A 23,717-nucleotide genomic window follows, 5' to 3' on the forward strand; every position below is an offset into this window, starting at 1 on the left:
GCACCCGGCGTCAGGTGGTCAGGCCCGAGAGGGCGGCGCCGAGCTGGGCGGTGCCGAGGACGAGCAGGAGGGTCAGCAGAACCGCGGTGTTGTGGGTGGCCGCCCAGGCCTTCCACTCCTCCAGCCGGCGTGCCGCGCGGCCGCCGCCGCGCAGGTGGACGGCCAGCGGCAGCAGGGTGCCGAGTGAGCCGATCAGCACCAGCAGTGCGGCGGCGCCCGCCTTGCCGGGGGCCGGGGCACCGCCGGTCCCGATCGCGAGGGCGGCGGCGACGGCCAGCAGCAGGTTCTTCGGATCGGCCGCCAGCAGGGTCGCCCCGAGCGCGGCCGACCGGGCGGGGGTGGACCGGTCGGCCGTCCGCATCCAGGCCGGCGGAGCGTGCACCCGGCCCTGGCGCGGGCGCTCCCACCACTGGCGCGCGCCGAGCAGCAGGAGCAGACCGCCCGCGGCCAGCTCGCACCACCAGGACCAGTCCGGGGCCGCCGTGCCGGCGGCGAGCCGTGCGCCGAGCGGCACCACGGCGGCCACCACCGCCGTGAGCGCGGCCGTCCAGCCGGCGGCGAACGCCGCCCCGTTGGCCCGGCCCCTGGGTGTGGCGAGCAGCAGGACGGTCGCGATCAGCGCCATCGGGCTGATCGCGATGCCCGCGGCGGGAGCCAGCATCCGGCCGACGGCGTCGCCCATCGCGTCTCCTTCCTGGCCGTGGCCGGCGGCGGGCCCGGGCGGTGCTGCGGCGTGCGGGGGCCGGTCCGGCCACCGAGCGGGTCCGGGCGCCGAAGGGGTCCGGGCGCCGAGGGCGAGGGCCTACGCCCGGCGCAGCGGCGGGAGGCGGTAGGTGCCGTCCAGGGCGGCGGGTCCCGGGCGGTAGAGGCGCATCACCGGGCGGAACGGGCCGGCGGGGGTGGGCAGCCAGTTCGCCGCCCCGGCCGGGTCGGGGGGCGGCTCGTGGCTCAGACGCAGGGTGAGGCCGCCGTCCGGGTCGTGGACCAGGCCGGGGGTGCGGCTGCCGATCGCATGGCGGCCGGCCGGGTTGGCGACCAGGCGGTGGTCCGGCACGCCGTACACGGTGAGCGACCAGAACTCCTCGGCGGGCGGCAGCCCGTCCGACGGGAAGCGCAGGGTGTAGGGCCGGGTGCCGTCGAGGGGCCGGCCGTCGGCGTCGTCGGTGGTGGCGGCGTGCAGGGCCTCGTAGGCGTGGCAGCCCCAGAGGCCGGCCCGGACGGCGGCGGCGCGGCTGAGGTAGGCGGCCCGGCGGTCGGGGATCCGCCACTCGGGGTCGTCCAGGGTGCCGGGGCCGAGGAAGGCGGTGTTGTGGTCGAACAGGTGGACGGCGGCGCGCCACTCGCCGGGCGGGTGGTCCTCGGGCGGCCGGGTGGCGTCCTCGACCCGTTCGCGCCCGGCGGCGAGTCCGGTGGCCAGGGCGAGCGTCCAGTCGGGGGCGGCGGCGCGGTACGGCGAGGGGCCGGTGTCGAGGAGGCCGAGCGGCGCGAACCGCTGCTGGTAGGCGCGGTCGGGCGGGGCGGGCGGGTAGGCGGCCGTCCAGACCCGGAGCCGTTCGAAGAAGGCGAGCCGCTCGGGCACGTCCGGGTCCGGGTCGGGGAGCCCGGCGGCGACTCCGCCCGCCTCCAGCGGTTCGAGCACGAGCCCCTCCTGGAGGGCGCGCACCCGCGGGACGTCGTCCGGCCCGGCGCAGGCGAAGCGGCCGACCAGGGTGGCGAGGGTGGTCGGCGAGGCGATCACGTGCCCGGGGTCGGCCGGGGTGCCGTGCCAGTCGGGCGGGACGACCAGCCAGGTCCGGACCGCGCTCCCGGTGGCCCGGCTGCCGAGGTAGGCGAAGTTGTCGGTCCAGGCGTCGACGAACTGCAGCACGTGGTAGGCGCCGGCGGTGTCGGGCACGTGCAGCAGTTGCGGTCCCTCGGAGAGGTCGAGCTGGGCGACCGAGTAGAGGACGTCGTTGTTGACGGTGCCGAAGTCGTCCTCCGGGCCCGCCAGCCGGGTGGCGTGGGCGAAGCGGTTGAAGGGGGTGGCGGGCAGGACGCCCAGGCCGCCGTGCACGAAGCGGTCGACCGTCGTGAGGCCGGCGACGAGCGGGTAGCCGTAGACGTAGGCGTCGGCGGCCAGGGCCTCCAGCTCGGGCTGGTTCATGGGGCGTCCTTCCCGGGTGCCGGGGGCGGGGCTGGTGCGGGCGGCGCTCGGGCTCAGCGCGGGGTGAGCGGGGGCGGCGTCCAGCGGCCGTCGAGCACGGACGCGTCCGGCCCGTACAGGCGGATGACGAGGGCGAACGGGCCGTCCGGGGCGGGCAGCCAGTTGGCGGAGTGGTCGGCGGCGGGGGGCCGCTTGTGCCGCAGGTGGAGGGTCAGCCCGCCGTCCGGGTCGCGGACCAGGCCGGGGGTGCGGTCGCCGACGGAGTAGCGGTCCAGGGTGTTGTCGACGAGGTGGAGCCCGGGCAGCGCGTACATGGTCACGGACCAGAAGTGCCGGGCGGGCGGCAGCGCGTCCGGCGGGAACCGCAGCAGGTAGTCGCGCTCGCTGGCGTCGGGCGGGCGGTGGCCCTCGCTGTCGGCCTGCCAGCCGCCGTACCAGGCCTCCTCGACGGGCAGCCCGTACAGGCCGGTGAGCGCGCCGACCGCGCGGTCGAGGTACCGGGTGCCGAGCTGTTCGCGGGTGCCGTAGAGCCCGACGGAGGACTCGGTGCGGGCGGCGGCCCCGGCCAGTTCGGCCTTGGCGTCGGCGATGCCGCGCTCCATCTCGGCGCGGACCGCGAGGGGCAGGGCGGCCGGCTCGAAGTCGCCCCGGCCGTCGATGCCGAGGTCGGTCAGCCGGCCGCGCAGCGCGGCCTCGGCGGGCGGGGCGGCACCGGCGGGCAGGAAGCCGAGCAGGAAGTCCAGGAGGACGAAGAACTCGACGGTGTCGAGCACCTCGTCGCGCCAGACCGGCCAGAGCGGCTGCGGCGCGGGCTCGGGCGCCGGCGCGCCGGTGTACGCGTGCAGCGGGCGCAGCCGGTACTGCCGCTGGAGGGCGGTGAGCTCCGCGACCGCCTCGGGGGACGTCCCGCCGAGGTGGGTGCGGCCGAGGATGCCGGCCAGCCGGGAGTCCGTGCGGATGACGCTCCGGATGCCGGGCGGCGGCTCGCCGTGCCAGTCGGGGCCGGCCACCAGGTGGTCGCCGGCCTCCTGGCCGGTGGTCCGGGAGCCGACGAACCCGGCGTAGGCGGTGTCGAGTTCGTGCACCGGCAGGACGTAGTAGCGGTCGGTGGCGGGGACGGAGAGCACCCAGGGTTCGGCCCGCAGGTCGAGCCAGGCCCAGGAGTACGGGGTGTCGTTGTTGGGGGTGACGACGTCGGTGTCGTCCGGGGTGGCGGGGCGCGGGTAGTGCCGGAAGACGCCGAAGCCGCCGACGTGGCGCGGGTCCGCTTCGTCCAGCGCCTGGCTGTACAGGGTGCGGTAGTTCTGCAGGATCGGGTAGCCGTGGATCCACGCCTCGGCGGCGGTCGCGCGGATGGTGTCCGGGTCCACGAGTGCCGGGTTGACCATGGTGCCGCTCTTCCCTGCGCCGTGGCCCCGGTGCGGGCCCGGCGGCTGTACGACGGGCATGTCGGATGGACATATCGGTATAAATCGGATGCTATGCGGGCCTCAGGGGGTCGGCATCTCGGCCGCCGCGGGCCCCGGGGCCGCCCGGGCGGGCACCGTTCTCACGCCCACGGCGAACGGCGGCATGCCGGGGAAGGGGCTGGGACAGCCTTGCCGGTATGAAGATCCTTCTGCTCGGCGGCTCGTCCTTCCTGGGGCGGGCGTTCGCCTCCGAGGCCCTCGCCCGCGGCCACCGGGTCACCACCTTCAACCGAGGTCGTACGGCCGCCGACCTGCCCGGCGTGGAGGCGGTCCGCGGCGACCGCGACTCGGCCGACGACCTGGCGCGGCTGGCCGAGGGGCGGTCCTGGGACGCCGTGGTGGACACCTCGGCCCAGCAGCCCGCCCAGGCCGCGCACTCCGCCCGGCTGCTGCGCGACCGGGCCGGCCACTACACGCTGATCTCCTCCGTGCACGCCTTCGCCGACTGGCCCGCCCAGGTGGTCGACGAGACCTCGGCGCTGCACCCCTGCCCGGCCGACACCCCGCCCGGGCAGGAGTTCAGCGCCGCGCTCAAGGCCGGCTGCGAGCGCGCCGTCCTGGAGTACTTCGGCGCCGAGCGCGCGCTGGTCCTCAACAGCGGACTGCTGATCGGCCCGTACGAGCAGGGCGGCCGGCTTCCGTGGTGGCTGGAGCGGACGGCCCGGGGCGGGCGGGTGCTGGCGCCCGGGAAGCCGGGGCGGCCGATGCAGCTGATCGACGTCCGGGACTTCGCGGTCTTCGGGCTGGACCTGCTGACGGCGGGCACCACCGGCCGCTTCCTCACCACGGCACCGCCCGGGCAGCTCACCTACGGGGAGTTCCTGACGGGTTGTGCGACGGCGGCCGGGGGCGGGGACGCCGAGCTGGTCTGGGTCGCGGACGAGGCGCTGACGGCCGAGGGCCCGGACAGCGTCCAGCCTTGGAGCGAGCTGCCGCTGTGGATGCCCGACGCGCCGGAGGCGGCGGGCACCTGGCTGGTCGACACCCGGCGGGCCGAGGCGGCCGGGCTGCGGTGCCGGCCGTTCGCCGAGACCGCCCGGGACACCTGGGAGTGGCTGCGGCAGCGCGGCCCGGCCGAGGACACGGAGGCCGACGGGCGCAAGCGCGGCCGCATCCTGCACGGCATCGAGCCGGCCAAGGAGCGACGGCTGCTGGACGCGTCGGCCCCGGTGGACTGACCCGCGCGGGGCCGGCCCACGGCCGGACGCCCTCCGGCCCCGGCGGGTGCGGCCCGGTGGCGCCGGCTCAGTGGCCGCGCTCAGTGGGTGCGGCGGGTGACCAGCTCGGCGAGCGCGAGCAGTTCGTCGGCGGCCGACGGTTCGGGCACCGCGAGCGCCAGCTGGGTCATCGCCGCCGCCATCCGGTCGCAGGACTCGCCCTGCGCCCAGGCCCGCCCGCCGGCGCCCTCGACGGCGGCCGCGCAGCTCGCCAGCTCCTCGCCGGTGAGCGGCCGGTCCAGCGCGTACAGCTCGGCCAGCCGGGCCCCGTCGGGCGTCGCCGAGCCCAGGGCCGCGACCACCGGCAGCGACTTCTTGCGGACCAGGAGGTCCGCGCCGACCGGCTTGCCGGTGACAGCCGGGTCGCCCCAGATGCCGATCAGGTCGTCGATCAGCTGGAAGGCCAGGCCGATCTCCCGGCCGAAGCCGTCCATCGCCTTGGCGGCCGTCTCCGAGCCGCCCGCGTACTGGGCGCCCATCGCGCAGGCGGCGCCGAGCAGCGCGCCGGTCTTGGCCTCGGCCATCGCCAGGCATTCGGTCAGCGAGACGTCGCTGCGCTGCTCGAAGGCGCAGTCGATCTGCTGGCCCTCGCACAGCTCCACCACGCAGTCGGCCAGCCGTCGCACGGCCCCGCCCGAGGCCGGGTGGCCGTCCTCGGCGAGCAGCCGCAGCGCCAGCGCGTGCATGGCGTCCCCGGCCAGGATGGCCTCGGTGGTGCCGAACACCAGCCAGGCGGTGGGGCGGTGCCGCCGGGTCTCGTCCCGGTCGATGATGTCGTCGTGCAGCAGGGTGAAGTTGTGCACCAGCTCGACGGCGGCCGCGGCGGCGGTGGCCGCGGCGGGGTCGCCGCCCAGCGCCTGGGTGGCGGCGAGCACCAGGGCGGGCCGGATGGCCTTCCCGGAGGAGGCGGTCGACGGCGACCCGTCCGCCTCCCACCAGCCGAAGTGGTAGCCCGCGACCCGGCGCATGGTGCCGGGCAGCGAGTCCACGGCGGCCCGGAGCACCGGGTCGACCAGGGTGCGGGCGCGCGCCAGGACGTCCTGCGCCTCGTGGCCCTCGCGATGGTCGCGCTCCAGCGTGAACATTCCCATGGGTCCTCCCCCTTGGTGGTACGACGGGCCGGCCCGGGGCAGGGCCGGCCCTGCCGTGGTCAGCCCTGGTGGTGCGCGATGTTGACGTTCTCCAGCACGCCGACGGCGTCCGGCACCAGGATCGCGGCGGAGTAGTAGGCGCTCACCAGATAGGAAATGACGGCCTTCTCGTTGATTCCCATGAACCGCACCGAAAGGCTCGGCTCGACTTCATCGGGAATTCCGGTCTGGTGCAGACCGATGACACCCTGGTTGTCCTCGCCGGTGCGCATGGCGAGGATCGAGGTGGTGCTGCCGTTGACGATCGGGATCTTGTTGCACGGGAAGACGGGCACCCCGCGCCAGCCGAACACCCGCCGGCCCTGCACCTCGACGGTGTCGGGGTAGAGGCCGCGCCGGTTGCACTCCCGGCCGAACGCGGCGATGGCCCGGGGGTGGGCCAGGAAGAGCTTGGTGCTGCGGCGGCGGCTCAGCAGCTCGTCCATGTCGTCCGGGGTCGGCGGGCCGGAGTGGGTCTGGACGCGCTGGTCGTAGTCGGCGTTGGCGAGCAGGCCGAAGTCCGCGTTGTTGACCAGCTCGTGCTCCTGGCGCTCGCGCAGGGCCTCGATGGTCAGCCGCAGCTGGTGCTCGGTCTGGTTCATCGGCTGGCTGTAGAGGTCGGCGACCCGGGTGTGCACCTTGAGGATCGTCTGGGCGACGCTCAGCTCGTACTCGCGCGGCTTGAGCTCGTAGTCCACGAAGGCGCCGGGGAGCTCGTACTCGCCGTGGTGGCCGGCGGAGAGGTCGATGGCCGCCTCGCCGTGCTTGTTCTGCGGCTGCTGGAACCCGGCCAGGTACTCCATGACCTGCAGCTGGAGCGCCTCGGAGCGGTCGGCGAGCTCCTGGAAGGCGGACCAGCGCAGGGACAGCACGGTGCCGGCGGTGTCCGCCCGCACGGTGTACGGCCAGTTGGCGCTCTCCTGCCGGAGCACCTCGTCGCCGAGGTGGTCGCCGTCGGCCAGGCTGCCGACCACGGCCTCCTCGCCGTACTTGCCGGTTCCGATCCGGCTGAGCTTGCCGTAGGCGACGATGAAGACCTCGTCGATCGGTGCCCCGGCCGAGACCAGGACCTCACCCGCGGAGACCTCGCGTTGGACGAAGCGCCCGGCCAGCTCCTCCAGCACGGCGTCGTCCTGGAAGCCCCGCAGCACCGGCACCTCGCGCAGGGTCGGCGCCAGGATCCGGGCCTCGCCGCCGGTGCGGTCGAAGCTCACCCGGCCCCGGCCGACGGCGTGGCGCAGCCGGCGGTTGACGCGGTAGGTGCCGCCCGAGACCTGGACCCAGGGGAGGGTCCTGAGCAGCCAACGGGGGCTGATCTCCTGCATCTGCGGCGCGGACTTGGTCGTCGTCGCGAGGTTCCGCGCGGCGGCGGTGGCAAGACTCTGCTGGTCCCGGGCCTGTGCTTCACCACCCGGTGCAGGAATACCGACGTTGGTTTCGGTCGACATAGGGAGCCCTTCGCGTACCCGTACCCGATGAAGTGTCGCCTTGCAACTTGCAACAATCATGGTGGGCCCATTCAGAGGGTCGCCGCAATCACTCTTTCGAGTGGTCGGGATAACCGAAAAAATAGGACGAATGGAATGTCTGATCGATATTCATTCGATCAAGTGATCTAATTCTTTCCGGAATGCAACCGTCCGGTTCACTTCCCCGGCCCGTGCGCGACGGACCCACCCCGCGTTCACGCCCGCGCAGGGGGCCGCTAAGGTGCCACCTCAAAGGGCCACGGGCCACTGGACGAGCGCGGCCGCGAGACAGCCCTTCCCCTCGTTCACCCCTGCCCTGGGAGGCCCCGTGAGTGCCCCCGTCACCGTCTGGCTCAACCGCACGTACGCCGAGAACGTGTTCTTCATCGAACAGCTGCGCGCCGCCCCGCGCCCGGTCCGGGTCCACGCGACCCACGCCGATCCCGACTCCCCCGTCCTCGCCGCCGCCGACACGGCCGCCCTGGAACCCGCCGACCTCACCCCCGACGCCTACGTCGCCTACGCCCTCGACCACTGCGCCCGCCACCGCGTCGACGTCTTCGTGCCCCGGCTGCACCAGCTCGCGATCTCCCTGCACCGCCAGGAGTTCGAGGCCGTCGGCACCGCGCTGGCCTGCCCGCCCGCCACCGCGATCGCCGCCTTCGCCAGCAAGGCCGACGGCTACGCGGCGATGGCCGGCGCCGGACTGCCCACCCCGCCGTGGTGGCCGGTGCGCACCGCCGGGGAGCTGGTCGCCGCCGTCGACCGGATCGAGTCGGCCGGCCACACCGCCTGCCTCAAGCCCGCCGCCGGCGCCGGCGGCGAGGGCTTCCGGGTGCTCACCCGCGAGCCGTTCGGGCTCCACCGGCTGGCCGGCTGGGACAGCCGCGTCCAGGTCGACCAGGTGGCCGCCGCCCTCGACCGGGCGGCCCGCGAGGACCCGGACGCCGCCACCGAGCTGCTGGTCATGCCCTTCCTCGACGGCCCCGAGATCTCCGTCGACTGCCTCGCCGACCTGGACGGCACCCTGCTCGCCGCCGTCGGGCGCAGCAAGCACCGGCGCCGCCGCAGCTTCACCACCGCCCCCCGCTACCTCGAACCCGCCCGCCGCCTGGTCGAGGCGACCGGGATGGCCTACCTCTCCAACGTGCAGTTCCGGCACCTGGACGGCGAGCCGGTGGTCATCGACGTCAACACCCGGCCCTCCGGCGGGCTGCACCAGCTGCGCCTGTGCGGGCTCAACCTGCCCTGGAACGCGGTGCAGCTGGCGCTCGGCGAACGCCCGGACACCGAGTGGACCGGGGACCCGGCCGGCATCGAGTACACCCTCGTCTCGGGCATCCAGCCGGTGCTGCCGCGCCAACTGCCCCCGGCCGCCCGGCCGGCGGTCGAGCTGGTGCACTGACCCGCCGTCACCTCCGTGACTACAGGGGGCCGTTCCAGTCCAGCGTGGGCTCCAGCACGCCCTCCAGGGTGAGCAGCCAGCGCTTGACGTCGATCCCGACCCGGCCGCCGCCGAAGCCGCCGATCCCGTCCGCCGCCACCACCCGGTGGCAGGGCACCAGCAGCGCGACGGGGTTGGCGGCCATCATCTGCCCGACCGTCCTGGCCGCCAGCCCGGGCTCCTCGACCTCGCCGAACACCCCGCTGCGGGCGGCGAGTTCGCCGTAGGTGATGGTCCGCCCGAACGGCACCTCGCGCAGCAGGGTCTGCAGCACCGCCCGGTGCGGGCCGGTGCTCAGGCTCCAGTCGATCGGCAGGTCCAGCCGCCGGCGCCGGCCGGCCAGGTACTCGCCGACCCGGCCGGTGACCGCGGCGATCTTCGACGGGTCGGCGCAGCGCGGGAGTTCGCCCTCCCGGCCGAGGTAGCCGACGGCCGCCACGCCCTGCGCGGTCACCCCGACGTGCAGCGGGCCGCTCGGCAGCGGGGTGTCCACCGTCAGCCAGGTCATCGGCGCCGCCGTACGCTCCGCCACGTCTTCCCCCACATCCTCCGCGGGGCACGCGGACCACCCGCCCCGCGCGTCATCGTACGGCGGGTCCGGCGGGTGCTCCGCGGCGGCCGGGGTCAGGGGCGCCGACCCCGCAGCTCCTCGGCGAGTCCCCTGGACCAGCGGGCCAGGTCGGCCCGGTCGGGGGCCCGCCCCTCGCACAGGGCGGCGAGCTGGGTGTCGTTGATCCGGTTCGGCCCCGGGATCCCCAGCAGGTGCGCGAGCTCGTCCAGGAGGGCGGCGAGCCGCACCGCGTCCGTGTGGTCCAGGGTCGCGGCCGCCTCGTGGTGGCTGATGGTGAGAGAACCGGGCATGTCCTGCCTCCTCCGTTCGCCCCCCACTCTCCACCGTACGACCGCCCCGCTCAGCCGGCACCCGCCGCGGTCGGGGCCGGCTCCGCCGCCGCGCCACCCGGCTCCGCTCCCCCGTCCGGCTGCTCCCAGCGCCGGTCGCGCACCTCGCGCACGGCCAGCACCGCCGCCCCGGCCAGCAGCTGCCACCCCGCGCCGAAGCCCAGCACGGCCGCCACGCCGACCCGGTCGGCCAGCGGACCGGCCGCCGCCAGGCCCAGCGGCCCCAGCGCGAACGCGCCCAGGCCGCCGAACGCCGTCACCCGCGCCAGTACCTCGGCCGGCACCCAGCTCTGCAGCGTCGAGTCGTACAGCGAGCCGCAGACCGCCGACCCGGCCCCGGCCACCAGCGCCGCCGCCACCGTCCAGCCCAGCGGCAGGCCGGCCGCGAGCGCCGCCGAGGGCAGCGCCCAGCCGAGGCCCGCCAGCGTCGCCACCGCGAGCGGACGGGCCGGCCGGCGTCCGAGCATCAGCAGCCCGCCCAGCACCGCGCCGACCCCGTACACGCCCATCAGCAGCCCCCAGGCCCGCGCCCCGCCCAGCTCGCGCTGCGCGGTCAGCGGCCCCAGCACCAGGAACGGCGCCCAGACCAGGAAGTTGAACAGCGCCATCTGCACGGTGGTCACCCAGAGCCACCGCCGGGAGCGGAACTCGCCCCAGCCGTCCCGGAGGTCGGCCAGCAGCGAGCCCTCGCCGCCGCCCGCGCCCGGGCCGGCCGGCGCGGCCGTCGACAGCCGGGCCAGCGCGAGCGCGCCGACCCCGTACGTCACGGCGTCGATCAGCAGCACCGCCTGCGGGCCGAAGCCCGCCGTGATCACCCCGGCGAGCGCGGGACCGGCCACCGTGGAGACCGAACGCGCCAGCCCCAGCAGGGTGTTGGCATCCGGGAGCCGTTCCTCCCGGCGCACCAGGGACGGCACCAGCGCACCCAGTGACGGCAGGAACACCCCCTCCCCCAGCCCCCAGACGGAGACCAGCGCCACCATCACCGGGACCGAGGCGTGCCCGGTGGCCAGCAGCGCCGCGAAGACGCCCTGCACCGCGCAGCGCAGCACGTCCGCCGCCAGCATCACCCGTCGGCTGCCCAGCCGGTCCGCGACCACCCCGCCGGCCACCATCACCAGCACGATCGGCAGCACCCGGGCCGCCATCACCCAGCCGACCTCCGTCCCGCCGCCCCCGCCGTCCAGCACCGCGAACGCCACCGCGACCGGCGCCATGGTGGAGCCGACCAGCGAGGTCGCGTACCCGACGAAGAACCACCTGAAATCGCGTTCACCCAGCACGGTCAGACGGCTGCCCAGCCGTCGACGGCGGGCCTGAATCCGCTCCGTCTCCCCTGTCACGGTCGCCCAGTCTGCCCACGGACGGAAACCCCGGACAAGGCTTTCCGCCGAAAAACCTGAGCCTTTTCCCATCAATCTTCCCGGAACCACCCACTGTCGCAGTAAATACCCCCGATCACCCCCCTCCACCTGCTCTTTACTGCGCTTCGGACTATTCTTTCCCCGTCCCCGATCCTCGTCGTTTACTGCGGAAAGCAGGCCCGGATGACCCTCCTCCCCCCGGTCGAGTACGCGGTCGCCGTCGAGCGTTACCTGGCCGCCTCCGGGCTCGGGGACGGCTCCCGCCGCGTCTACCGGATCGCCCTGGGCACCTGGGCCTGGGCGCTCGCCGGCCGGCCCGCCCCCACCGGCCCCGAGCGGCGCCGCGCCCGGCCGCCCGTCCTGCCGCTCGCCCTGCTCGACCACCCCGACGCCGCCGCCCGCCTGCGGGCCGCCGTCGAGCACCGCTCCCACGGAACCGACCCGCGCACCCTCAACCGCGAGCTCTCCACCCTGCGCGCCGCCCTCGCGTGGTGGCGCGCCCAGGGCTGGATCCGCACCGACCCCGCCGACGGCCTGCGCCCGCGCCCCCTGCCCGCCCCCGGGACCGGCCCCGCACCGCTCACCGCCGAGGAGCTCCGCACCCTGTTCGCCCTCCGCGCCCCGCTGCGCGAACAGGTGCTCTGGCGCCTCCTCCACGAGAGCGGCGCCCCCGTCGAGACCGTGCTCGCCCTGGACGTCGACGACCTCGACCTCGCCCGCCGCCGCACCCGCCCACCGGCCCCGCCGCTCGGCTGGCAGGCCGCCACCGCCCGCCTGCTCCCCCTCCTCCTCGCCGGCCGCACCGCCGGCCCGCTGTTCCTCACCACCCGCCGCGCCCCCGCCGGCACCCCCGCCCGCGACCGCTGCCCGCACACCCACCGCGCCCGGCTCTCCTACCGCCGCGCCGCCGAACTCCTCACCGCCCACGCCCCCGCCCACACCCTGCGCCGGCTCCGCCCGCCGCGGCCCTGAGGAACGACGAAGGCCCTTCCGCCGTCTCGGCGGAAGGGCCCGTGAAGAGGTCCTGCGCGGAGCCCCCTGTCGGATTCGAACCGACGACCTACGCTTTACAAGACGAACCCGGATCATGACGGGACGTGACGTCTGATGCCGCGTGGCGCTGAACCTGCAGGTCAGCGCCACGCGGCAGGTTCCGTGATCCGCCATGAAACCGTTCGAACCACCCCGTCCGCTCACGCATCGCTCACGCAAGAGCAAGCACACCGGTACTTGAGCAGGCACACGCCACTCCGCCAGGAGCGGTCGCTGGGTATCTGCAATGCACCTGTCAGTCGATCCATATGCAGGTTCCTCGCGATTTACCGAGACGAACGCACCAAGTTCTACTAAAACCCAGTCAGACCCGGTGCGAAGGTGGCATCATGACCCTCTTGAGACGAGGTGACCTTCACGATGTCAGTGCCAGGACGATGGTTTGTAAAGAGTGTCGAGGTTGAGGGCCTGGGAGGTAGAACACAAACCTACCGACAGGAGCTCAATCCAGATGTAAATATCTTCTTCGGCCTAAATGGAAGCGGGAAGACAACGCTTCTAAAGATCTTGCATGCCTCCCTGACCGAGGAGGTTTCTTCTTTGGTGGGCGCCCCCTTCACGAGCGCCAAGGTCGAGATCTCGGCTCCCGAAGAAAATATGATCTTCACGCGCTCATTCTCTGCCCCAGAGGAAGAATCGCTCGAGCAGGCAATGAGGAGAATAATGCCCGTAGGATCGCGCGGGCGACTAGCCTTTAGGCCATCACCCAGGGCAGAGAGAATGCTGCAGGAAGCGTTCTCTTGGACTACCGACGTATCCAAAGGAGGAGTAAAGCAAGATAAGCTTTCCGGCAAGAATTTCCGCCTCCTCCTAGACTTTTCACATCGATATCTTCCAACTTCTCGATTGAGCGACTCTCGAGATGCCTCGTCCATGGAGTCAGGGGATAGGACTTTCGACGAGTATTTTGCCGACTCCATCCAGCGACTCTGGTCGACGTATTCTGCCGAGGTGCTGGGCGCCGTCAGGAGAGCACAAGAAGAAGGACTCGGCAGGATTCTTTCTGGAGTCATTTCACCTGAGGAATCTAGGCATCTAGATTCCCAGGAATTTGACCCAGACCGCGCATTCTCAAGAGTCGCAAGCTTCATGCAACGAAGGGGTTCAGCTCGCCTCATCCGAGACAAGGGCGAGTTCCTGAAGCGGTTCGAAGAAGATGCTGCATTCAAGCGCGTGGTTCTTGATATCAACGAAGTCGAAGAACAGATTGAGCGCGCACTAGAGCCCCGAACAAAGCTTCAGGATCTCGTGAGTCGACTCATCTCCGGCCCCAAGCAGATCGACTTTCAAGATAGTAGAATCAGGGCGATTTCTGCCGACAATAAGGACATATTCCTAGAGAGACTATCATCTGGCGAAAAGCAGCTCATTCGCATCCTCATTGAGGCACTGGCCGCGGCAGGGAATCCGATCATCATCGACGAGCCAGAGTTGTCCATGCATATCGACTGGCAGCTTGTCCTCATCGAATCAATTCGAACCATCGATGAGGCATCTCAAGTCATCACAGCCACGCATTCACCCGAGATCATGGCCAACATCGAGGACGAGAAGATCTTCCGACTTTGAATAGACTTCGATACTCACCCAAGGCGCACATTCGACAGATGCAAATGTCGAGCATTGAATTCTTCGCCTTTGTCGAGGGGGTGAATGTTGACGGCTTTGTCCACGGGATGAACTGCGACCGCGCACTTGCAGCCATGCATGTAAGCTATCGAGTATCGCCCGCAGATCAGCTTCCCGGTGATGGCGGCGGGAAGACTCGCCTTTCCTCATACTTCGAGTTCCTAAAGGAGAACTCGGCACTCGCAAATGAGTTCAAGGGCAAGAAAACTGTGGTAGCGTTCTTCATGGATAAGGATCTGGACGATCGAATAGGGCGGTCGATTGCATCAGATCACGTCCTATACACGGACTTCTATGATGTTGAGAATCATGTATTCCATGAAGGCGATGTAGCGCGGGCGGTAGCTGCTGCCTGCAGCTTGCCGCCCAACTGGTGTCGTGAAGAGTTCGGAGATAAGGGCTCTTGGCAGGAGCTAGCTGCGCGCCTTTGGTGTGATTGGGTTCGACTGTGCTACGCGTCCCAGATGCTCGGCGTAAGCAAAGAATCCAACTATGGAAGACCGTCACCACTCAATCCAGTTCCACATGGCCCCTCCGACGAGATCATCACTGCACAGTTTGAAGCTAAATCGCACGCTGCCGCCAGAAAGGCGACTGGTGGATCATGCAATTCGTGGCACATGAGGCGAAATGATGTAAATACCGCCTACGATACAGGTCGCTGGGACGAGGTATTTAAAGGTAAGTGGTACGGTCCAATACTGGCAAGCCACATCTTGGCGCGAAGCCCAAATAGGGTAGATAAGATGCATTTGGCCGCAAGCCTGGTCAAACAGGTGGCAGCCACCATGAATTTTGATAGCCCCTGGGCGATATCGACTCAAGGAAGACTCAAGAAACTAGCCTCATCCCATGGCCTCGGCTCCGGTCATTAACTAGGAATCAAACGAGCGGAGGGGTGGGGCTACACCAGAGATCTTCGGGATCGCGGTACAGTCGTAGGCAGTGTTGGCGCCTCGTACGACGTAGGAGCACGTTCCAGCGGGGATATCCGCTCACTGTTGCACCCCAGTCCGCTGCCTGGGACGGTCCAACCAGCAAAGGCAGATGCCGACTACCTGGTCGGCACCTGTCCTTTCGGACAAAAAAGGGTTGGCGATTACAGGCCTACAACCGACACGCCAGTATGCCGCCAAAGCAAGAAATCTTGAACGAACCCTCGGATTTGATAGCCTCAGCAACGATTTCGGCTACCCGTCTGACTGTTTCCTGGAAGGGGACGCCGCATTGGTCGGCCCACGCTTCGTAGGAGGCGAGGTGGGCGACGATCGGTGCGGGGTCGGTGAGTTCGATGGTGCCGGGCAGGTTCCGGACCCGGATGTCCTTGAACGCCGTGCCGAGGTAGCCGGGGGCCTTCTCAAAGGAGAAGCGGGAGCTGAGGGAGACCCGTGCCGGCCCCTCGGGAATGCCGAGGACGTCGCCTGCGGCCCGGGCCCAGAGCCGGTCCAGTTCCTGCTTGTCGGTGTCGCTGTTGGTCGACGCGATGAGCACGCCGCCAGGCCGGAGGGCACGGGCCAGCTCCTTGATCGTGGCCTCGATGTCGCCGACGTGGTACAGCATGTGCAGGGCCAGGACGGCGTCGGCGCTGCCGTCGGCAAAGGGCAGGGCCTGGGCGTCGGCCACCAGGACCGGCTTCTCAACCTCAGCGAGGATGCCCGCTGAGATGTCCATCCCGACGACCTGAAGGTCCGGCCGGTCCTTGTGCAGGCGGCTGACGAACTTGCCGTTGCCGCACCCGACATCGAGGACGATCCCGCTTGTGCCGGCCAGTTCTTCGACGACGATCCCGGGCAAGTCGTATTGGGGCTGCTGCCACTGGTAGATCGACTGGCGGGCGGCCAGGTGGCGCCCGTCGGCGTAGGCGCTGTTCGCGAGGATGGACTTGTCGGCGACTGCGGCGTCCTGCTGTACGGTGTTGCTCGTCACTGTGGCAGCTCCGGAGGGTTCGTGAGTGCGGGTCGAGAGCAGGCTTCTCTGACATTCTCACGGAGACCCAGGACGATCGGGGAGCCTGCATAGGCGGGCTCGGCAAGACGGGTGCTCAGCGCCCGAAGGCGGCTGGAGATGCTCGCTGTTCGCCGGTCCGGTGCGGCGTCCAGCACTGCCGAGAGTTTCTCCTGCACGCCGTCGAGGTCGCCGTGGGCGAGGTGGGCGTTAGCGAGGTCGAGGCGGGCGGCCAGCAGGTCGCCGGAGGACTGTTCCTGCTGCGGTGCGGACTCGTACAGGGCGATGGCCCAGGAGGACGCCTCGATGGCGCGGTTCACGTGAGCCTGGCCGCCCAGGGCAAGGAGAGCGGTGCCGGCATAGGTCCACTGCTTGGCCTCGGGGAACGTGAACACGCCGGGGAGATCCATGGCGGCCACAGTGCCTCGCGCCGCCTCAGCTGCCTCCACGGCTCGTAGCGCGCTCGCGCTGTCGCCGAGCGCGGCGGTGGCCCGTGCTTCGAGGCTGAGCAGACGGGCGGCGATCGTCCCGCTGTCCGCGTACGGCAGTCCGGCTCTGGCCAGCTCGGCGGCCTGGCGGTGGTCCTGCTGCCAGTAGGCGATCAGGGACTGGACGGATCGGATCCAGGCCCGGAGACCGTTGTGGCCGGCTGACTCCGCGCAGCGCCAGGCCGTTCGCGAATGCGTAGCCGCAGCTGTGTACTGGCCGAGGTCGAGGGCGACGTGGGTGGCCAGGCCGCAGAGGCGCCCGGCCTGCAGGTAGAGATGGCTTGTCTGGTGGGGGTGTTGGCGGCCTCGGAGTAAGTCGAACACCCCTCGTCGGAGGGTTCCGATGTCGTGGAAGAGCTCGGATACCGGCTTGCTCACGTAGTCCCCTGCCAGCCTCGCGATGTCCGCGTCGATCTGTTCAAGCAGCGTGTCGTCCACGTTGGACGCGCTCGCGAAGCGGAGGAAGAGCGCGGACTCTGCCGAGTCGGCTGCCACGGCCACTACGAGATCGTTGTCGTGGTCCATGCGCTGGGCAGGCACAGGAGGCGAAGCCTCGCCGCCGCTGCTGGACTGTGGAACTGCTTCGGCGGCTGCAGGGGGTGCTGCCAGCAAGTCGGCCAACTGGTCGACCGAGAGTTCCAGGACGCGGGCGAGCTTCGGTCGCATCCAGGGCTGCGGGGCTCCTCTGCCGCTCTCCCATCGCCCCACGGTCGTACGGTCCACGTCGAGGGCTTCGGCCAGGGACTCCTGGGTGTGGCCAACCGCCTCCCTGCGCTGGATCAGCCGGGACCTCCTGGATGCCATCCCGCGTCCTCCAGAGGTACGTCAGTTCGTCTGCAGCCATGACCGGCCAGGTCATGCCCGGGTTCGCAGCACGGATGCCTCATCGCCGCTTCAATTCTGCTCTGGTTCGCCGGCGTTGGAGGCGGTTCTGTAGGTACCTGCCGGGTGAATCCCGGCGCGAATCGGCCCGCTGCCGACCTCGTCCCGGTGAAAGGTCCGCGCTCATGTCCGTCTCCACCCGGTACGCCACTGCCCCCGCCCCGTTCGGCTTTCGCGTGCTGCCCAGTGCCGAGGCCGTGCCGGACGCCCGGCGGCGGGTGATACGGACCGTGCGCGGTTGGGGCCTGCCGCTGGCGGAGGACGCGCTCCGCGATGTCGAGTTGCTGTCCAGCGAGCTGATCACCAACGCCGTGTCCCACACCCATGCCTCGTGCGTCGTGTGCGTGTCCTGGGACGGTGAACGGCTGCGCGTTGAGGTGACGGACGTCGGCCACGGGCTTCCGGCTGTCGGCGGGATCGATCTCGACGCCACCGACGGGCGAGGGCTGTTCCTGGTGGCAGCGCTCGCGACGAACTGGGGTGCCGAGCCGGACCCCGCCGGCAAGCGGATCTGGTTCGAGGTCGGCACCACCGCCGCCGTCTCGGGCGACGAGCGACTCACCGCGCTGGTGAGGGCCGCGGCCCCGAAGGCACGGGACGTCGTCCCGACCAGTGCCTGACAAGACTTCCTCCCGCCCCGACGCGGGCTTGGGGGATGCGGGTGGCCGCGCTGATCAACAGCTACGCGGCAAGAACACCTGAGGTTCCTTGCCAACGGCTTGCCCTGGCAACGGATCCATCGCTGCACCCACGACAGGGCTGGGCAGTCGGCCCGCCCCATGAAACCGAAGGAGTGCTTCATGCCCGAGAACCTGACGACCGGCACTGAGCTGGAGGGCGACGGCCTGCTTGTCGCCCGTACGAAGGTCGCCGCGGCTCGCTCGCGCGGCGAGCAGCCGTCGGACGGCGGCTCCACCGGCCGAACCGACACCAACGACTGACGGCTGCATCACGATGACCGCCGAGCACCTCTCGGTGGTTGAGCGTCTGGGCGGGGATGACTTCCTCACCCAGACGCTCGGCCGCAGCTTCAAGGTCGCACGCGGCGAAGCCGCGTCGCTCGCCGGGCTGATGAGCTGGGATGACCTCAACGCCATCCTTACCCATCACCGGTTCGAACCCCCTCGCTTCCGCCTCGCCGCCAACGGGGAGCAGGTGCCCGCACACACCTACTCCCGGCCGATCACCACCCGGCGGAGCACCGTCTGGCACCAGCTCCAGCCCTCCGAGTTGCACCAGCGTCTCGCCGAGGGTGCCACGCTGGTCCTGGATGCCGTCGACGAACTCCACCCCGGCATCGGGTCCCTGGCCGGCCAGCTGGAGCGCTGGCTGCGCACCGGCGTGCAGGTCAACCTGTACGCCTCCTGGACCGGCGTCGAAGGCTTCGGCGTCCACTGGGACGATCACGACGTGGTCGTCGTCCAGCTCGACGGCGCCAAGCGCTGGCGCATCTACGGCCCCACGCGCACGGTGCCAATGCACCGCGACGTCGAGACACCCGAGCCGCCGCCCGAAGAGCCCGTCGCCGATCTGGTTCTCACCGCCGGCGACGTGCTCTATCTGCCTCGGGGCTGGTGGCACGCCGTCGCCGCCTCCGAGGGCCGGCACTCGCTGCACGTCACGTGCGGACTGCAGAGCACAACCGGCGCCGATCTGATCACCTGGCTGTCGGAGATGTTGCGCGCCCACGAGGCCGTCCGGGCGGACGTCCCGCGCTTCGGAGCAGCCGAAGAGCAGCGCGCGTTCCTCGACACGATCGGCAAGCTCATAGCGACCGAGTTGGAGAGCGACGACCTGCTCGCCCGCTTCTCCTCCGCTCGCGACGCCACCGAGCGAGCCCGGCTCGCGCCGTCGCTGCCCCACCTCACGGCAGCCCCGCCGGATGCCGACCTGGAGGTGCGCCTGGTCACCACGCGGCCCGCGCTCACGGCTGTGTCCGACGACACCGTCCGGCTGACCGCCGGCGGCGAGGAGTGGACGTTTGCCGCCAAGGCCGAGCCGATGCTCGCGCTCCTCGCCGACGGGGAACCTCACCGGCTGGCCGATCTCGCTCAGGCCGCAGGCATCAATCTCGGCCAGGCGGCCGGTGTCGTGACGGAGCTGGTCGACGGCCAGGCCGCCGCGATCGGAGGCCCACGATGACTGCCCGACTGGGCCTCGGCACCTACCGCTGCCTCGATGTGGCCGAGGCCGCGCTGATGGCCGCCTCCCGAGGTGCCGACTGGGTGGACACAGCGCCCAACTACGCAGGCGGCCGGGCGGAGGCGTCTCTCGCCGTGATTCTGGCTGCCTACCCGGATCTGTGCGTCTCCACGAAGGTGGGCTTCGTCCCGGCCAGAGCCGGGCACATCGGTGTGCGAGCCGGTGCCCTGTCCGCAGCGGATGCCGAACGCGGGCACTGCCTCGCCCCGGACTACATCGCCTGGCAGCTCGCGCGCACCAAGCTCATGCTCGGCCGGGTACCCGACCTGGTGTTCGTGCACAACCCCGAGCATGCCTGCCCGGACGGCGAGATCACCGGCAGGCTCTACAACGCCTTCCTGGCTCTGGAGGAGGCGTGCAGCCAACAGATCATCAGCGCCTACGGAGTAGCGACCTGGCGCGGCTTCAGCAGCAGTCTCTTCGACGTACCCGCGCTACTCGAACTCGCGACCAAGGCGGGCGGGCCGAATCATCACCTGTGGGCCATCCAGCTCCCGGTCTCCCTCGTCCACCTCGCGCCCGTCGCCCAGGCTCTCAGTGGTCACGGCCCGTTGGCCGATGCCCTGGCTGCGGGGCTGGAGGTGTTCGCCTCCGCCCCGCTCCACGGCGGTGAGATCCCCGGCCTGGTGACCCCGGAATTGTCCGAGCTGATCACCCCTGGCAGGCCCCCTGTCGAGACCGCCCTCGCCGTCGTTGCCTCAGCCCCAGGGGTGAAGCGCGTGCTCCTGTCGACGGGGAACCCGGAACACTGGATACGGGCCGCGGGAGCCGTCGGCCGACCGCCGTTGTCTCTGGACGTACTTCAAAGGGTCGTTGATGTACTCGGAACCTGAGCCGGACACCGCCAGGCGGATGCGCGGGATGCACGCCACAGCAGCAACGGCGCTCAACGCGACGCCGATTGGCACCCGCGAAGCGTGGGGCTGGCGCGGACGCACCCTCGGTCGCGCGGTCGCCACGGCATCCGGCGAGGGCTGGCTCCGACTGGTGTCCGCCTCAGCTGACAAGGCCGGCGGAAAGCTCTGGGAGGGACCGCAGGAGGCAGAACGACTCATGCCTCTTGCGGTACCCAGGCCGCGCCTGCGGGAGCGGCATACCTGGACCGAGGGCGACCACGGCTACCTGGCTGAGCTTTACGACAAGATCACCGCCTCGACCATCGCCACCCACGAACCGATCCTTCGGGAAGCACCCGACCTGGACGACGCCTGGTGGGACTCCCTCAGCACCGCCCTCGACGCCATTGCCACCGTTCCCAGCGACCGGGTGGCAGTTCGGCAGGAATACCTGGACCGCGCCATGCCCCAGTACCTGGGCATCCCCGTCAACACCACCGTTCCCGCCTGGGCGACGGCCCACGGCGACCTGCACTGGGCCAACCTCACGAGCCCTACGTTCACCGTGCTCGACTGGGAGGGCTGGGGTGTCGCGCCCGCAGGCTACGACGCAGCCCTCCTCCACAGCTACAGCCTCCTCGTCCCCGAGACCAGCGCGGAAGTCCGTCGTCGCCTTGGGCACATACTCGACACCCCGTCCGGACGATTCGCAGAGCTCGTAGTCATCACCGAGCTGCTGCAAAGCACGACCCGAGGTGACAACCTAGAACTGGAGCGGCCACTCAGGGCCCGACTTGACCGCCTACTACAGCCGCGGTGACGTTTTCCTCAGCCAACATCGTGATCCATAATCCACGCCGGGTCAGATAGCGAGCCATCTGCTTCCATTCCAGACAGCAGAAGTCGCGTGGCACGATCTCGCTCCCCGATTCTCTCCCACAGCTTTGCGAGGCCTTCGATGGCCTTACGATCGCCAGCGTCGACTCCTTGCCGATAAATCAGCTCTGCTCCTTCTTCATCTCCAACCTCCTCTCGGAGCCTCGCGAGATCTTTCAGAGCAAATAAGTCACCAGCGTCAGCGGCCTGTCGATACAGCTTCTGGGCGCCCTCCACATCACCTTCACCCTCCCATGCCCGCGCAAGTGTGATGAGCGCTTCCATATTCCCAGCGTCAGCAGCCTCTCTAGCCAATTGCTCCGAGCCCACCTTGTTACCCGTACGGGCCCATGTTCGCACAAGGCTGGTCAGCGCCTTGGAATCACCAGCGTCGGCAGCCTCTTTGGCCAGCTGCTCCACTATCTCCCAAGACTCACCTCCGAGCCATACGAAGTCGAGCAGGTCGGAAACATGGCCCGCATCGGCGATGTGCACGGCTAGCGTCTCCGCTTCCTGCTCGTGCCCGAGTCGTCGAAGCATCCTTGCCAGGCCGACGAGCGCGTACATATCTCCGCTGTCGGCGCTGTATCTGGCCAACTGCTCCGCCTTTACTCTGTCTCCGGACCGTTCCAGCAGTTGCGCAAACTCCAGTAGGGGAGCGGAGAATCCTGCCTCAGCCGCCTGAACAGCTAGGCATTCAGCCTCTTCAAGGTCCCCGGCCTCTACCCGGAACCGTGCGAGTTCGGCAAGCGCCAGGGGATGCCTTGCGGCGGCGGCCTGCCGGTAAAGCCGCTCGGCACCATCTCGATACCCTCCCCGGTCCCAGACTCCCGCCAGGTCTACCAGCAGGGACAGATTCCCAAGGTCAGCAGCTTGCAGGGCCAAGCGTTCGGCCTCCTCGGGATCCCCCAGGCGTTCCCACATGAGCTCGAGCATGGGGGCCTCCATGCCGATGGCAGCGGCCCTTAGTGCCAGCTGCTCGGCTTCATCTCGGTCGCCTGCCTCCTCTCGCAGCATCACGAGGTCCGCCAGCGTCACAATGTTTCCGGCGCCGACGGTCTGACGGTGCAGTCGTTCCGCCTCCTCGCGATCCCCAATCTCTTGCCTCAGCCACGCAAGATCCATTCGGACGGAAGAGTCACCACGATCGATAGCTTGCCGGTAGAGGCCATCGGCTATCCGGTACCGACCGCGTGCTCGCGCAGCAGTACCGAAAGACCGTAGCTCCGTCGCAGTGAATGCGTGGCGCTGCGCGGCGCTCCAGAACGAGGCGGGCGGGCAGTCGTAGTAGCGGACCGTGCGCCCGTGGCGGTCAAGATAGTCCGCGAGACAGAACATGTCCGGCACCACACCCATGCCGTTTGGATTCGGTGCATTGTCAAGAGCCGCTACCACTCCCTTGACTTTGAACCTGGTGTAGCCCAGGGCAGCTGCGAACCAGTCAGGTCGTGCCTCTTTGCGCTGATCCGGTGTGAGGTATCCGACGGCGGCCTGTTCCAGGAAGCGGGCCGAGACAAGGGGACCACCACCGAGACGGCGGGCATCCATTGCAGCCGTGATGATCGCCTTGCCGAAGCACGCCGGTGCTGTTCCTGCCTGCTCGTAGTAGTCGACCAGTTCGGGGCCCGCTGCCAAGGTCTGGGTGATGGCCCCGCTCGGACTCGCCATCTCGGCTGCGGCCAGAGAAGCGTCCAGCTTAGAGCGAGCACTCAGGTCATGCATGGCCCGGGTGGAAAAAGTATCCGGGACGTGAATGGGCGGGTGAGAGCCAATCAACGCACGCGCGTGGGGACAGGCATCCTGACCTGGTGGTGGCGTAGCTGTCAGCTGCCGGTGGTACGCGGGCCACAGCGTCAGGACGATGGCAACGGGCCCGGGGCGCTCCAGCTGCGTACGCAAAGCTGCAGCAACAGCCTCCCCGGCGTTGCCGGTGAGGTAATTCTGAGCCTCGTTGAGCCAGAGCACTGTGCCCGAGGTGAGCACACCGGCCTCCAGGATCGCGAGGAGACTCGCCGGCGTCTTGGGGAAGACGAGATTCCACGTTGGCAGGCAGGCTCTGACGGCTTCGAAAGCCGTGCGAGTCTTCCCCGTACAAGACTCACCTCTCACTACCACGAGTGCCGTTTCCGCTCCGGAAGCCACTACGGCGAGCCGCTGCCGAAGGACCTGGTCGTGCTCGCGCTCGACGTAGGCCGGCAGGACGAAGTTGCCGGCAGCTTGATCCGACCGTAAGCCGGGAACGGCGGGATGAACGCCGAGCTGCTTCGGCGTCCACTCCTCCACCGGGCGCGGCTTGTCAACCAGAGCCTCGTACCTGGCCTTTGATTCCCGTACCTCCAAGCCGGCGACCGCTGCGGCCCGCCCGACGCTCTCTCGAACAACGTCGGCCCGTTCTCGAGCGACCGCGTCATAGAGCTTCTTCCAGACTTCCTGGTCCAGCAGTCCTGAGTCGCCACCGGATCGACTCAAACCTCGATCGTCGGCAGCCTCTCGCAAGATGTCGATCAACCTGATGAAGCGATCCCGCTGCTGCGGGAAGGACTTCCCCTCCAACCAGTTGGACACCGTGGTTGGCGCCACACGGAGTTCCCTGGCCAACCACCGCAGTGGCCAACGCTCAGCGAGGTGAGTCTTGTAAAAATCGCTCAGCCGACGAACCGCATCGAGGAAG

21 protein-coding genes are annotated in these 23,717 nt (G+C 70.1%); 10 read left to right on the top strand and 11 right to left on the bottom strand.

Going from position 1 to position 23,717, the window contains the following annotated elements; all coding sequences use genetic code 11:
• Positions 1 to 10: 10 nt before the first annotated feature.
• The 3 genes from ABT238_RS03085 to ABT238_RS03095 all read right to left on the bottom strand — a co-directional run bounded on the left by ABT238_RS03085 (position 11) and on the right by ABT238_RS03095 (position 3,591).
• Positions 11 to 682 carry a GAP family protein gene (locus ABT238_RS03085; protein ID WP_350564487.1) on the bottom strand — a complete coding sequence of 224 codons (672 nt, stop codon included), beginning with the start codon at positions 680 to 682 and terminating at the stop codon, positions 11 to 13.
• A gap of 120 nt (positions 683 to 802) precedes the next feature.
• Entirely contained in the window at positions 803 to 2,143 is a 1,341-nt protein-coding gene (locus tag ABT238_RS03090) for a DUF1254 domain-containing protein (protein WP_350755358.1), read from the bottom strand.
• A 53-nt stretch (positions 2,144 to 2,196) separates the two neighbouring features.
• Positions 2,197 to 3,591 (bottom strand): DUF1254 domain-containing protein, encoded by a 1,395-nt coding sequence (locus tag ABT238_RS03095; RefSeq protein WP_350564490.1) that lies wholly within the window; start codon positions 3,589 to 3,591, stop codon positions 2,197 to 2,199.
• Positions 3,592 to 3,749: 158 nt separating this feature from the next.
• On the opposite strand from ABT238_RS03095, the gene ABT238_RS03100 reads away from it, so the two are divergent.
• The gene (locus tag ABT238_RS03100) at positions 3,750 to 4,790 is read left to right on the top strand and encodes an NAD-dependent epimerase/dehydratase family protein (protein ID WP_350755360.1); all 1,041 of its coding nucleotides are present in this window, start codon (positions 3,750 to 3,752) and stop codon (positions 4,788 to 4,790) included.
• Between the two features lie 80 nt (positions 4,791 to 4,870).
• On the opposite strand, the gene ABT238_RS03105 is transcribed toward ABT238_RS03100, so the two are convergent.
• Positions 4,871 to 5,920, bottom strand: a complete 1,050-nt coding sequence (locus ABT238_RS03105; protein WP_350564494.1) for a family 2 encapsulin nanocompartment cargo protein polyprenyl transferase — start codon at positions 5,918 to 5,920, stop codon at positions 4,871 to 4,873.
• Positions 5,921 to 5,979: 59 nt separating this feature from the next.
• Positions 5,980 to 7,407, bottom strand: coding sequence for a family 2B encapsulin nanocompartment shell protein (locus ABT238_RS03110; RefSeq protein ID WP_350755362.1), 1,428 nt, complete (start codon positions 7,405 to 7,407; stop codon positions 5,980 to 5,982).
• 349 nt (positions 7,408 to 7,756) lie between these two features.
• Between ABT238_RS03110 and ABT238_RS03115 the strand changes: the two genes are divergently transcribed.
• The gene (locus ABT238_RS03115; RefSeq protein WP_350564498.1) at positions 7,757 to 8,833 is read left to right on the top strand and encodes an ATP-grasp domain-containing protein; all 1,077 of its coding nucleotides are present in this window, start codon (positions 7,757 to 7,759) and stop codon (positions 8,831 to 8,833) included.
• 19 nt (positions 8,834 to 8,852) lie between these two features.
• On the opposite strand, the gene ABT238_RS03120 is transcribed toward ABT238_RS03115, so the two are convergent.
• From ABT238_RS03120 to ABT238_RS03130, 3 genes are all read right to left on the bottom strand, one after another.
• Positions 8,853 to 9,404 carry a methylated-DNA--[protein]-cysteine S-methyltransferase gene (locus tag ABT238_RS03120; RefSeq protein ID WP_350564500.1) on the bottom strand — a complete coding sequence of 184 codons (552 nt, stop codon included), beginning with the start codon at positions 9,402 to 9,404 and terminating at the stop codon, positions 8,853 to 8,855.
• 92 nt (positions 9,405 to 9,496) lie between these two features.
• A complete protein-coding gene (locus ABT238_RS03125; RefSeq protein WP_350564502.1) occupies positions 9,497 to 9,733 on the bottom strand; it encodes a hypothetical protein in 237 nt (78 codons plus the stop codon).
• Positions 9,734 to 9,783: 50 nt separating this feature from the next.
• Positions 9,784 to 11,115 (bottom strand): MFS transporter, encoded by a 1,332-nt coding sequence (locus ABT238_RS03130; RefSeq protein WP_350755364.1) that lies wholly within the window; start codon positions 11,113 to 11,115, stop codon positions 9,784 to 9,786.
• A 204-nt stretch (positions 11,116 to 11,319) separates the two neighbouring features.
• Here ABT238_RS03130 and ABT238_RS03135 point away from each other — a divergent pair, with 204 nt between their 5' ends.
• From ABT238_RS03135 to ABT238_RS03145, 3 genes are all read left to right on the top strand, one after another.
• Entirely contained in the window at positions 11,320 to 12,108 is a 789-nt protein-coding gene (locus ABT238_RS03135) for a site-specific integrase (protein ID WP_350564505.1), read from the top strand.
• 429 nt (positions 12,109 to 12,537) lie between these two features.
• Positions 12,538 to 13,758 carry an AAA family ATPase gene (locus ABT238_RS03140; RefSeq protein WP_350755366.1) on the top strand — a complete coding sequence of 407 codons (1,221 nt, stop codon included), beginning with the start codon at positions 12,538 to 12,540 and terminating at the stop codon, positions 13,756 to 13,758.
• A gap of 38 nt (positions 13,759 to 13,796) precedes the next feature.
• The gene (locus ABT238_RS03145; RefSeq protein ID WP_350755368.1) at positions 13,797 to 14,693 is read left to right on the top strand and encodes a hypothetical protein; all 897 of its coding nucleotides are present in this window, start codon (positions 13,797 to 13,799) and stop codon (positions 14,691 to 14,693) included.
• A 232-nt stretch (positions 14,694 to 14,925) separates the two neighbouring features.
• On the opposite strand, the gene ABT238_RS03150 is transcribed toward ABT238_RS03145, so the two are convergent.
• Positions 14,926 to 15,744 carry a class I SAM-dependent methyltransferase gene (locus ABT238_RS03150; RefSeq protein ID WP_350755370.1) on the bottom strand — a complete coding sequence of 273 codons (819 nt, stop codon included), beginning with the start codon at positions 15,742 to 15,744 and terminating at the stop codon, positions 14,926 to 14,928.
• Positions 15,741 to 17,054, bottom strand: coding sequence for a helix-turn-helix transcriptional regulator (locus ABT238_RS03155; RefSeq protein WP_350755372.1), 1,314 nt, complete (start codon positions 17,052 to 17,054; stop codon positions 15,741 to 15,743). Before ABT238_RS03155 ends, ABT238_RS03150 begins: the two co-directional genes overlap by 4 nt.
• A gap of 203 nt (positions 17,055 to 17,257) precedes the next feature.
• Between ABT238_RS03155 and ABT238_RS03160 the strand changes: the two genes are divergently transcribed.
• The 5 genes from ABT238_RS03160 (at position 17,258) to ABT238_RS03180 (ending at position 20,990) form a co-directional block, all read left to right on the top strand.
• Positions 17,258 to 17,752: an ATP-binding protein gene (locus ABT238_RS03160; RefSeq protein WP_350755374.1), complete on the top strand. Its 495-nt coding sequence runs from the start codon at positions 17,258 to 17,260 to the stop codon at positions 17,750 to 17,752.
• 180 nt (positions 17,753 to 17,932) lie between these two features.
• A complete protein-coding gene (locus ABT238_RS03165; protein ID WP_199807964.1) occupies positions 17,933 to 18,073 on the top strand; it encodes a hypothetical protein in 141 nt (46 codons plus the stop codon).
• Positions 18,074 to 18,086: 13 nt separating this feature from the next.
• Positions 18,087 to 19,274 carry a cupin domain-containing protein gene (locus ABT238_RS03170; protein ID WP_350755377.1) on the top strand — a complete coding sequence of 396 codons (1,188 nt, stop codon included), beginning with the start codon at positions 18,087 to 18,089 and terminating at the stop codon, positions 19,272 to 19,274.
• The gene (locus ABT238_RS03175; RefSeq protein ID WP_350755379.1) at positions 19,271 to 20,167 is read left to right on the top strand and encodes an aldo/keto reductase; all 897 of its coding nucleotides are present in this window, start codon (positions 19,271 to 19,273) and stop codon (positions 20,165 to 20,167) included. The genes ABT238_RS03170 and ABT238_RS03175 overlap by 4 nt, the downstream gene beginning before the upstream one ends.
• Before the next feature lie 28 nt (positions 20,168 to 20,195).
• On the top strand, positions 20,196 to 20,990 hold the full coding sequence (locus ABT238_RS03180) for a hypothetical protein (protein ID WP_350755381.1): 795 nt from the start codon (positions 20,196 to 20,198) through the stop codon (positions 20,988 to 20,990).
• Between the two features lie 8 nt (positions 20,991 to 20,998).
• Here the strand turns inward: ABT238_RS03180 and ABT238_RS03185 are convergent, their stop codons facing one another.
• Entirely contained in the window at positions 20,999 to 23,626 is a 2,628-nt protein-coding gene (locus ABT238_RS03185; RefSeq protein ID WP_350755383.1) for a tetratricopeptide repeat protein, read from the bottom strand.
• Between the last annotated feature and the right edge of the window lie 91 nt (positions 23,627 to 23,717).

It is taken from the genome of Kitasatospora sp. NPDC001527 (assembly GCF_040298605.1).
Classification (GTDB): Bacteria; Actinomycetota; Actinomycetes; order Streptomycetales; family Streptomycetaceae; genus Kitasatospora.